The sequence below is a fragment of the Terrabacter sp. P5_B1 genome (assembly GCF_056400505.1).
Genome location: NZ_JBFULD010000136.1, coordinates 1 through 10,452, shown reverse-complemented (window position 1 = coordinate 10,452; position 10,452 = coordinate 1). Strand labels below are relative to the sequence as shown.

The window sequence follows — 10,452 nt, the reverse complement described above, 5'->3', positions numbered from 1 at the left end:
GAGCCGCACCGCGGCGAGCGCCGACTCGTCACCGGCGAGCGCCGCGACGACGTCGTGGTCCGCGAGGGTGCTGGCCTGCAGGGCGAGGTCGGCGACCATGGGCAGCTTGGCGTAGGAGAACGTGCCGAGGACGAGCCGCGGCGTGATCTCGAACTCGGGCACGCGCTCGCACGCGTGGCCCAGCGCGGCATACACCGGGTAGGGGTCGAAGCCGTTGCCGGCGCTCGCGAGGTCGGCGAGGGCATCGGCGTCGATCTCGATGCCCTGCTCGGACCGGAGGTACTCGCGAAGCACCGGGTTGAACTCGGCCTCGGGCCCGAGGTCGATCTCGAAGTCCTCCTGCGCCGCGCCGGTCGGGCGGAGCACGCACGAGCGCAGCAGGACCGGTGAGGCCGGCGGGCGTGCCGCGCGGGGCACCGACCACGTCGCCATGCCGATGGCGATGAAGCCGGCCGCGATGCCACGCTCCTCGCGCAGCTCGACAGCCTTGGAGCGGATCGCGCGCACCCGGCGCCGCGCCTCCTCGAAGGCCGCGGGCTCGCGGACGAGATCGGACAGGCGGGTCCGGCGTCCGGCGAGCAGCATGGAGACGCCGCCGGGGTGGGCCGTCGTCAGGTCGAGCGTGCCGGAGGGCAGGTCGCGGTACCAGAGCAGCGTGTTGCGACCGCCGAGGTCGACGAGAGTTCGCTGCCACGTCCTGACGGCAGCCCCCACGCGGTCGGCGCGCGGGTCGCCCGAGGGCGACTCGGCCGGGAGGGCAGGGTCGGTCCTGAGGGCTTCGGTCATTCCAGCAGGCTAACGAACGATTCCGGGTACTCCGGCCACCGACAGACCACCGCGGCGAGGAATCGGCGGTCAGCAGGCGGCATACGCCCTACTGGCTCGGCAGGGACGCGGGACGCGACAGACACTCGCGCGATCGACGGCGGGGTGCTGGCGTCGACGATTCGCCGACAGGCGGGCACGCCGGTGGCTAGCCTGATGAGAGGCGATCACGATGTCATCCACTGCGGACTTCTTCGACGAACTGGCTCGCCGCAGGCACGAACCGCTGCTGCGGCGAGTGAGCGCGCGCGTGCGGTTCGTGGCCGCGGACGGCCAGGAGCCCGTCGACCGGACGGTGACCATCGACCACGGTGACTTGGCGGTCTCGAGCGACGACGCCCCGGCGGACGCCACCTGCACCTGCAGCCGAGCCGAGCTCGACGACCTCGTCAGCGGCCGGACGAGCACGATGGCATCCCTGCTCCGTGGCGCGCTGACGGTCGAGGGCGACCCCGAGCTGCTGGTGCTCGCACAACGGCTGTTCTCCTGCATGCCAGTCGACGCGCCGCGCCCCACCTCCGGAAGGGATCGTCCGACATGACCGACGGACTCGTGCGGATCCTCGACGGCAACACCTTCGTGGTGAGCGACCGCCGAGGCGACATCGAGGCCTCGGCCACCGACCCGGCAGGGCTCTTCGCATGGGACACCCGGTTCCTCTCGCGTTGGGTGCTCACCGTGGGCGGCCAGCGGTTGACCGCCCTGTCCACCGACGACCTGAACTTCTTCGAGACGCGGTTCTTCCTCGTCCCGGGCACCGGCACCGTCTACGTCAACGCGAATCTCACCGTCATCCGACAGCGCGCGGTCGGCGACGGTTTCCGGGAGAGCCTCCGCCTGCTGAACCACCAGGAAAAGGCGGTGGACCTCGCGATCCGGATCGACGTGGGCTGCGACTTCGCCGACCTCTTCGAGGTGAAGGACGCCCTCACCAAGCAAGGAACGTACGGGACGCGGGTGGAGGACGGGACGCTGGTCATGTCGTACGAGCGGGACACGTTCCACCGGGCGACCACGGTCTCGTCCTCCGAGGCCCCAGGGAAGGTCGACGACGGCGGCCTGGAGTTCGACGTGCGGATCGAGCCGCACGGGTCCTGGACCACCGAGCTCTCCGTCCGACCGTCCACCGTGCGACAAGGGGTCCCGAGCGTCCTCCCCGGGGGCAGCTCCGGCACGCACCGCAACCGGCTGGAAGAGCTGGACGCCTGGCTCTCCGCCGCGCCCCGGCTGGTGACGGACTCCGACCAGCTCGCCGCGACCTACCGCCGCAGCCTCGTCGACCTCGCGGCGTTGCGGTTCTCGCCCGCCATCGCCGGCGCCCGAAGCCTTCCGGCGGCCGGCCTGCCGTGGTTCATGACGATGTTCGGCCGCGACAGCATCCTGACGAGCCTGCAGTCGCTGCCGTTCACCCCGGAGCTCGCGGCGACGACGCTCCGCGTGCTCGGCGACTGGCAGGGCAGCCGCGTCGACGACTTCCGCGACGAGGACCCGGGCCGGATCCTGCACGAGCTGCGGTACGGGGAGCTGACCGCCTTCCAGGAACGCCCCCACTCGCCGTACTACGGCTCCGCGGACTCCACACCGCTGTGGCTCGTCCTGCTGGACGAGTACGAGCGGTGGACCGGCGACAGCGACCTCGTCCGCGAGTTCGAGCCGGAGGCGCGGGCCGCGCTCCACTGGATCGACACCTACGCCGACCTCCAGGGCAACGGCTACATCGCGTACCAGCGGCGCAATGAGGAGACCGGTCTCGAGAACCAGTGCTGGAAGGACTCGTGGGACTCGATCTCCTACCGTGACGGCCGGATACCCGGGTTTCCGCGCGCCACCTGCGAGCTGCAGGGCTACGCCTACGACGCCAAGGTCCGGGCCGCACGTCTCGCACGGTCGTTCTGGAACGACCCGGGCTTCGCCGAGGACCTCGAACGGCAGGCTGCGGACCTCAAGGCCCGTTTCGACCGCGACTTCTGGGTGGAGGACGGTGAGTACTACGCACTCGCTCTCGGCCCCGACGGGACGCGCGTGGACGCCCTCTCCTCCAACGTCGGCCACCTCCTGTGGAGCGGAATCGTGGACGCCGCAAAGGCGCCCGCCATCGCCAGGCATCTGCTCGGACCGCGGCTCTTCTCCGGGTGGGGAATCCGCACGCTGGCCGAGGGCGAGGCGCGCTACAACCCCATCGGCTATCACGTCGGCTCGGTCTGGCCCTTCGACAACTCGTTCATCGCGTGGGGGCTCCGTCGTTACGGCTTCAAGACGGAGGCGGCCCGCGTCGCCGCAGGGGTGCTCGACGCGGCGGACTTCTTCGAGGGCCGGCTGCCCGAGGCGTTCGGCGGCTACGAGCGCGCCCTGACGAGGTACCCGGTCCAGTACCCGACGGCGTGCAGCCCGCAGGCCTGGTCGACCGGCGCACCGCTCCTGTTCCTGCGCACCATGCTGGGGCTCGAGACCATCGACGACCACCTCATCGTGGACCCGGCCGTGCCGGTCTCGTTCGGCCGGATCGAGCTGCTGGACATACCTGGTCGGTGGGGTCGCATCGACGCGTTCGGCCGCGGGCTGGTCGACGTCGACGTCGACGAGCAGGGGTAGGCCTCACGCCGCCCGCCCCGTCGGTGCGCAGGCTGTCTGCGCCCGGGGTCAGTCCACCCCGATGACGACCGGGAAGGTCCGCCCGCTCGGCTGGTGCGAGGACCAGTCCCGGAGCGACGCAACATCGTGTGCATGCTCCTGGGGCACCGTTGGAACCGACAGGTCAGTCCCGCTCGGTCCGTGAGAGTGACGTGCCTCAGATACGGCGAGTCCGAGGTGGTCGAACAGTTGCCGGGTCCGCAGGTGGGGGGTCGGCGGCGGTGTGGTCTGAGGCTGCGCCTGACCCGCTTCCGGCCGACGCGCGGCAGTAGCGCGACGTCGCCGGCCACGGGTCGTCGCAGTCGTGGAGCCCCTCTACGACCTGCTTCGGGATCGCGAACGGCATCGTCAACTGCTCGAGCCGGTCCGCTGCAGCAGCAGGTGCACCGTTGCGGGGTCGCCTGGGTCGATGAGGACGCGCCGAGACCAGCGTGGGTCCGTCGGTGACGTGCCTTCGCACCAGAGTGAGGCTGCTGTCACCGGCGGGCGGCCCATGCTCTCGTTGACGACCGTCCGGTCGGCCGGAACCGCGCGCGGGCCGCCGAGACCGTCCTGGGTGCAGATGCCGGCCGCCGCGGCGGCGCCCGCCTGGAAGACGAACAGATAGCTCTCGGCGAATCCGGTGGCTGGTTGAGTCTCGACCTTCTGCACGCTGGCGTGCTCCGGCAGCCGAAGTCCGGCACGCTCGGCCGCGTCGACGGGAGTCGCAAGCTCGCTCGCACCGGCAGTGTTCGGATCGCCGTAGGCGAACCACCCGAACCCGCCCTCGGACGGTGCCGGGCTGGCGCCCGCCGCGCCCGACCTGGCCGTACCGCACCCGGCCGCGGCGGCCGCAGTGATGGCGAGCACCAGCGCAACCGCGGGGATCCGGCTGCGCGCCGCTTTGGACGGCCGGCGGGTGGCTGACGCGCTGGTCCCGATCCACACATGCCCCTGCTCCCCCATGACTGCCATTGTGGGGTCGGACACGGACGCGCGGGGCGAACTCCCCAGCTGTCATGCCCGTTTGGGAGGTACACCGGAACGGGCACGAGCTCACCTTCCACTGCACGGCTGTATGCCGCGTGTTGGTCCGAGGACGGGCCCCGCCCTCACGGCCACCCCTTCGCGAAGCCGGTGATCATCCCAGGCACGTGCGGAGCGGCATCATGGGGGGCACGAGGCATCCGCCCAGGACGCGGGGATGGTCTGTGTGTACGGTGTCAACACCCGTCAACACCCAGAGCACCTCCACGGGCCCGTCCGTTGCCACAAAGTCCCAGCTATGCCAAGGAGCCCCATCGATGAAGCTACTTCTCACCTCGGGCGGCGTCAGGAACACAAGCATCCGCGATGCGCTCGTCGGCATGTTGGGCAAGCCGATCTCCGAATCAGCCGCGCTCTGCATCCCGACCGCGCAATGGGGGCACCCCATGTGCGGGCCGCGATCGGTGCGCAGCTTCGTCAGCGGCGGGGGCCCAGGAGACGCCATGACCTCGCTGGAGTGGAAGTCCGTGGGCGTCCTCGAACTCACCGCCCTACCCACCATCGGCACGGAGCGCTGGGTCGAATGGATCCGCGAGGCCGACGTCCTGCTCGTTGACGGCGGCGATGCCACGTACCTGTGTCACTGGCTGCGGCAATCCGGCCTGGCCGACCACCTGTCCTCCCTGACCGACACGACCTGGGTCGGAGTGAGCGCCGGGAGCATGGTCATGGCACCCCGGATCGGTTCGGACTTCGTCAACTGGCCGGCGGCCAGTGATGATCGGACTTTGGGGCTCGTGGAGTTCGCGATCTTCCCTCACTTGAATGCTTTCCCGACGAACACCCTTGCGGACGCGGAGCGGTGGGCCGCTGAGATCGGCGTCCCGGCCTATGCCATCGACGAGCAGACCGCCATCAAGGTCCTCGGCGATTCTGTCGAGGTGGTTTCCGAAGGCGAGTGGCACTCGTTCGGGCTGTAGCTCATCGCTTGCGCGCTCTGTTCGAGGCAGCAACCACGCCGCCGAAACAGCTCAAGCGACCACCGCGCAGAGCGAAGGCCGCAGCCACGCGCGAAGCCGCCGCCCGGGTCCAGTAGCCTGTCCACGTTGGCCGGCCCGGGGTCGTGATTACAGCGAGGGTTACAGCGTTCGTTGCAGCACGACTTCCAGCGAGGGTTGCAGCCATGCCCCGCCCTCGTGGCGTATGGCTGAAACCCGCTGACCTGCGGTGACGCGACGAGCCAGAGGGCGTGCGGCGGTGTGGTTGGGTCTGACCCAGTGCGCCGATGGAACGCGGAAGCACTCTTCCTGTCGTGCCGATGAGCGCGAGTTGCGTCGGGCTGCAATCGGCCTAACGCCACGGCGATCGAAGTAGCCATCCGGGCATGGCGCTGGCCGACGCCGCCGGCCTACGCACGCTGACCGAGGAGCGCCTCACGGTGGCCACGGACAAGGGTGCGAACGCCGGCCTGAAAGTCGCCTCGATCGTGGGTGGGATGGTCGTTGGCGCGGACAGCATCGATGACATGGCGGTGCTCCGCCACGGCGGCTGGGCAAGGTCTTCAGCTCGGCATACGCGCCCTCGACGCTCGGGTCGTTCTTGCCCGCGTTCACCTTCGGGCACGTGCGCCAGCTCGACGCGGTCGCAGCCGGGTTCCTGCTCGCACTGGCCGCACGCACCCGGCTCGGGACCGGCTCGGGTGTGCACTAGGGCATCGGCACAGCACCGGCTACCGGCGAGTACGCCCTGCTGGATGTCGACGACACGATCATCGAGGTCCACGGCCACCAGAAGCAGAGCGAGTCAGAACAGCGCAGGCCACGGGCTCATCGGGTGGGTGCCCTCAGCGGGAGCCCGAACGACCCTCCTTGGAGCCACGTGACGTTCGGCGCCGGGGAGAGAAATGACCACGCCCCCTGGGGTAGGGGCGTCCATGGGTCATGCCCGGAGGGTGCGTTGGCGTGGTCGTCTCACTCCTGCCAGCGCAGGTACCAGGTGCCGTTGGAAGGCCGGAACACGACCTGGTCCGCAACGGAGGTGCCGAGGAAGTTGCCGGCGAGCGGGATGTCACCGCGGACACCCCAGGAGATGGTGCTGCCACCGCGTATGTACCAGGTCCCGTTCGACGGCCGCCAGACGGCGGCGGTTTTGACGCTCGTGCTGGTGTACCGCGCCGGCACGGGCACATCACCGTTCTGCCCGTAGGGAAAGGTCGACCCGCCCCGGATGTACCAGGTCCCGGTGGAGGGCCGGAAYACCGCGATCTSGKCSGCGGWGCYGCCGACGTAGTYGCGGGGGACCGGGATGTCGCCCGGGTTGCCGTAGCGCACGACTGACACGCCCCGGATGTACCAGGTCCCGGTGGAGGGCCGGAAYACCGCGATCTCTGCTCGTCCGTCACCGGTGAAGTCCGCTGSSACGGGRATGTCCCCGTTCTGGCCGTACGCGATTGCGGTGGTCCGAGTGACCGTGGCCGCCGTCGTGGCGCTCGGCGCAACTACCGCGCCAACCACAGCCAACGTCGGCGCCTGCGCCGAGGCGCTCGTGGCCGACAGGCTGAGACTCGTCAACAGGCTGGCCCCCCCGACGGCCACCGCCGCCACAAGTCGGCGACGCAGAGGTATTGCACTATTCACGATGATCCCCCCATACGTGCGCGCGGCCCCTTCAGGTTCCGCGCTGCCCCTTCCGCTGACAAATGTGAGCGGCGAGCATCACGGTACGCCGCCAACCGCAGCGCCGTCCCCGCAACGCATTGGAGCGCAGCGGTCCCGCTTCGCTGGTTGCGGGTGGAGCCGATCGAATGGCCACGGGTAGGTCGTACTGCCCGCTCTACCGGGACGACTACGGCGCCTTCGTCGGTGCCTCCACAGGACCCGGTCGACGGCCCACCGCACTGCCGCCAAGGCGGACTCCGCCTCTGGGTCCACCCGTTGCACCAGCGCCAGGGCACCAGGACCGCGCCGCTCAGAGCGCCGATGTAGCGCGTGGCGTATTCCTGGCTCTTTCACGGTCGAGCGGCACTGGCCCTAACGCACGCTCATGCCGCTCGTCGGACGACGTCCGACGGTGCCGCTCCGCGGGCGACTACGCTCGCCGAACAAACAAACCGCGCGCCGTGGGGGGCCCAATGTCAATGACAGAGTTGAACACGGAACGCGCACGGCAGGGCATCGTCGAACATTCCCGGCGTCTGGGCGAATCAGCCGTCGCCGCCGGACCCGCCGCTGGCGTGCCCACCGCCCCGGCGTGGACAATCGCTGACCTGGTCGCACACGTGGGTCAGACCCAGCACTGGGTCGCGGAGATCATCGAGGGGCGTATCACAGAGCCGACGCTACTGCCGGCCGAGTTCGCCGAGCTGCCCACGGACTCCGACGACTGGCAGGCGTGGCTGTCGGCATCCGCGCAACGGATCGTCAGCGCCTGCCCTGACGACGCACTCGACGCGCCCGTGTTCAACCCGGCGGCTGACGAGCGGTCCGGGACCCGGTTCTGGCTGTCCACCATCCTCAACGAGGCGGTCATTCACGGCTTCGACGCCGCCAACACCGCCGGTCGGCCGCTCGACATCGACGCCGACATCGCAGCCACGCTCGTCAGCAACCACCTCGCGATGCTCACCTCGCCCACATGGGAGCTGCAGCGGCCGGAATCCGCCCTGGCTCTACGGGGCACCGGGCAGACCCTGCAGTGGGCCGCCACCGACATCGCTGACGAGTCTGGCGCATGGTTCATCGAACGCCAGCCGGACCGGGCGACGTGGCAGCACAGAAGGCAGCGGGCCGACGTCACGGTGAGCGGCCCAGCAAGATCACTGCTGCTGGCCTTGACTCGACGACTTCCTCTCGCGGACCCCGCGGCCCACATCAGTGTCGAGGGTGACTCCGGCCTCGCCCAGCACTGGCTCGACAACACCGCCCATGTCAGCGGTTGACCGGGCACCGAAGCGAGCAAAGCGGAAGCCGCCGGCCAACGTCCGGAAATGCCGCCGAGGGGCATGTGAGGACGTTGCCGTCGGCGGGCAGCGGAGGCACCCTCGGGGATGAGTACTCAAGAAAACGTCGCGATCGCGACTCTGCTGCCACCCGAAACGGATCCGCTCCGGCTCGCCGCGGCGGCCTACCTCGCCCGGTTCAAGGGTCAGTCTCGTGTCCACACCGATTCCGACCTCCGCGCCTATCTGACTTGGTGCCGTGCGCGTGGCCTGGACCCGCTCGCGGCGCAGCGAGCCCACGTCGAGCTCTACGTCCGATGGATGCAGGAGATCCGCCGCTACAAGCCCTCTACCGTCAGCCGACGGCTGGCCGTTGTCGCCGGGTTCTACCGCACCTGCGTCATCGACGCCGTCCTGGCGCACTCACCAGCCGAGTACGTCCGCCGCCCCAACGTGGCCGCCGAGTCGCCCACCCTCGGGCTGACGCACCTGCAGTTCGAGGCCATGCTCTCCACCGCCCGAACTTCCGCGAACCTCAACGACTTCGCGCTCGTGGCAATGCTCGGCCTGCTCGGCCTGCGGATCTTCGAAGCGTGCGGCGCCAACATCGAGCACCTCGGCGAGGAACACGGTCACCGCGTCCTACGCATGCACGGCAAAGGCGGCAAAGTGGTCCTCACCCCGCTGCCACCCGCCGTCGCGCGCGCGATCGACCGCGCCGTCGCCGCGCGCGGGGGCGGCCCGATCCTGCGGACCAGCCGCGGCACCCGGATGGACCGACACTGCGCCACCCGGCGCCTGCACCACCTGGCCGAAGCCGGTGGAGTGCACGCGTCCCGGATGCACCCCCACATGCTGCGTCACACCTTCGTCACCACGATGCTCGACGCCGGCGTCGACCTACGAGATGTCCAGATCGCCGCCCGGCACGCGGACCCGCGCACCACCATGCGCTACGACCGAGCCCGCAAGAACCTCGACCGTCACCCCAACTACATCCTCGCCGCCTACATGGCCTCAGGAACGTGAGCAGCACCCGGGCACCAGTGGGCACCGGAGTCTCGTCGCACTAGCCTAAATAGATGACGGCGAAGTCAGAACGTCAGGCCGCGCGCGAGGCCATCGCCGCATACCACCAGCAGCAGCTGGGACAACTGCTCGAGCACGTCAGCGACGCGCTCAACGACTTCCATACCGGTCAACTCGACGCGTTCGACGTCGACCGGGTCCTCTTCCAATACTCCCGGGCGGCCAAGGAGCTTTGGAAGTTCTGCAACCTCGACGATGTCGAGTTCGCCGCCAGCCTCCTGCAAGAACAAGACCCCTTTGACTGGTGGGGGCGCGGCGCCATCAAGCAGCGGTGACCATCGAGGTGGGCTTCCTCACGGCGTCGCTGACATCCGGACATGCCGCGGATGGTGCGGTCGGTCCTGCCGATGAGTCCGCTTCTCGTCACAATGTGGTGTCGCTGCCGAAACAAGGGTGACTGCAGTCCGCCGTTCAGCCCTAAGTTTCGGGCATGTCCACGACCAGGAGGCTCGCCGCCAGCGCCGTCGTAGGAATCGTCGCCCTTCTCCTTGGCGGTTGCACGCCACGACCGCCCGGCTTCGTTGTCGTTGGCCGTGACAGTCACGGCAACACCGTCGGAGGAATGGTCGTGTGCAGCGCCCCTCCCGACCGCGCCGTATTCGAGGCCACCGCGCAGCTCGAGAAGAGCCCACCGGCCGGGACAGAAGCGAGATGGCAGTTCAAGTGCGAAGCGCTCCAGCGAGGGCYCCTCATCACCTGGCCTCTGCTCGGTAGCACCGATCGCGACAGCGTCCGCTCCCTGACAACGCTGGAGATCGCACCAGAGGATGCGATGTCGCTCTACGTGCAAAGGGACCCCGAGGACGGCGCCTCCGGGATCGACTTCACGATGAGTCAGGTCAACTCGCTCTCGATCTCGCAGTTCCTCTACGCCGACTCACACGACACGCTTCGGCGCGGTACCGAGGCCGACGTGCTGAGCGCCGCCCACTGCTAGCGCTGAAGATCGGACGGGCGCCATCTGGTCTCACCATCGCTGCAACGTCCGGACATGCCGCCGAGCG

The 10,452-nt window shown here is 69.3% G+C and carries 10 protein-coding genes and 1 pseudogene; 8 read left to right on the top strand and 3 right to left on the bottom strand.

The window, feature by feature from the left end; translation table 11 throughout:
• Positions 1 to 786 (bottom strand): DUF4011 domain-containing protein (locus tag AC1DP0_RS11435; protein WP_478084686.1); only part of this gene is annotated, 786 nt, incomplete at its 3' end.
• 211 nt (positions 787 to 997) lie between these two features.
• Between AC1DP0_RS11435 and AC1DP0_RS11430 the strand changes: the two genes are divergently transcribed.
• Positions 998 to 1,366 (top strand): SCP2 sterol-binding domain-containing protein, encoded by a 369-nt coding sequence (locus AC1DP0_RS11430; protein ID WP_478084685.1) that lies wholly within the window; start codon positions 998 to 1,000, stop codon positions 1,364 to 1,366.
• Positions 1,363 to 3,417 carry an amylo-alpha-1,6-glucosidase gene (locus AC1DP0_RS11425; protein ID WP_478084683.1) on the top strand — a complete coding sequence of 685 codons (2,055 nt, stop codon included), beginning with the start codon at positions 1,363 to 1,365 and terminating at the stop codon, positions 3,415 to 3,417. The genes AC1DP0_RS11430 and AC1DP0_RS11425 overlap by 4 nt, the downstream gene beginning before the upstream one ends.
• A gap of 387 nt (positions 3,418 to 3,804) precedes the next feature.
• On the opposite strand, the gene AC1DP0_RS11420 is transcribed toward AC1DP0_RS11425, so the two are convergent.
• Positions 3,805 to 4,401: a hypothetical protein gene (locus AC1DP0_RS11420; protein WP_478084681.1), complete on the bottom strand. Its 597-nt coding sequence runs from the start codon at positions 4,399 to 4,401 to the stop codon at positions 3,805 to 3,807.
• A gap of 338 nt (positions 4,402 to 4,739) precedes the next feature.
• On the opposite strand from AC1DP0_RS11420, the gene AC1DP0_RS11415 reads away from it, so the two are divergent.
• Together AC1DP0_RS11415 and AC1DP0_RS11410 are read left to right on the top strand one after the other, a co-directional pair.
• On the top strand, positions 4,740 to 5,402 hold the full coding sequence (locus tag AC1DP0_RS11415) for a Type 1 glutamine amidotransferase-like domain-containing protein (protein ID WP_478084679.1): 663 nt from the start codon (positions 4,740 to 4,742) through the stop codon (positions 5,400 to 5,402).
• 404 nt (positions 5,403 to 5,806) lie between these two features.
• Positions 5,807 to 6,219: pseudogene (locus AC1DP0_RS11410) on the top strand (IS1380 family transposase); the annotation flags it as partial.
• Between the two features lie 173 nt (positions 6,220 to 6,392).
• Here AC1DP0_RS11410 and AC1DP0_RS11405 read toward each other — a convergent pair.
• Positions 6,393 to 6,761 carry a hypothetical protein gene (locus AC1DP0_RS11405; protein WP_478084688.1) on the bottom strand — a complete coding sequence of 123 codons (369 nt, stop codon included), beginning with the start codon at positions 6,759 to 6,761 and terminating at the stop codon, positions 6,393 to 6,395.
• Positions 6,762 to 7,552: 791 nt separating this feature from the next.
• On the opposite strand from AC1DP0_RS11405, the gene AC1DP0_RS11400 reads away from it, so the two are divergent.
• The 4 genes from AC1DP0_RS11400 (at position 7,553) to AC1DP0_RS11385 (ending at position 10,385) form a co-directional block, all read left to right on the top strand.
• Complete coding sequence (locus AC1DP0_RS11400) at positions 7,553 to 8,359, top strand: maleylpyruvate isomerase family mycothiol-dependent enzyme (RefSeq protein WP_478084677.1); 807 nt, start codon at positions 7,553 to 7,555, stop codon at positions 8,357 to 8,359.
• 108 nt (positions 8,360 to 8,467) lie between these two features.
• Positions 8,468 to 9,388 carry a tyrosine-type recombinase/integrase gene (locus tag AC1DP0_RS11395; protein WP_478084676.1) on the top strand — a complete coding sequence of 307 codons (921 nt, stop codon included), beginning with the start codon at positions 8,468 to 8,470 and terminating at the stop codon, positions 9,386 to 9,388.
• A 53-nt stretch (positions 9,389 to 9,441) separates the two neighbouring features.
• Positions 9,442 to 9,723, top strand: a complete 282-nt coding sequence (locus AC1DP0_RS11390) for a hypothetical protein (RefSeq protein WP_478084674.1) — start codon at positions 9,442 to 9,444, stop codon at positions 9,721 to 9,723.
• Between the two features lie 155 nt (positions 9,724 to 9,878).
• Positions 9,879 to 10,385: a hypothetical protein gene (locus AC1DP0_RS11385; protein ID WP_478084672.1), complete on the top strand. Its 507-nt coding sequence runs from the start codon at positions 9,879 to 9,881 to the stop codon at positions 10,383 to 10,385.
• The last annotated feature ends 67 nt before the right edge of the window (positions 10,386 to 10,452 follow it).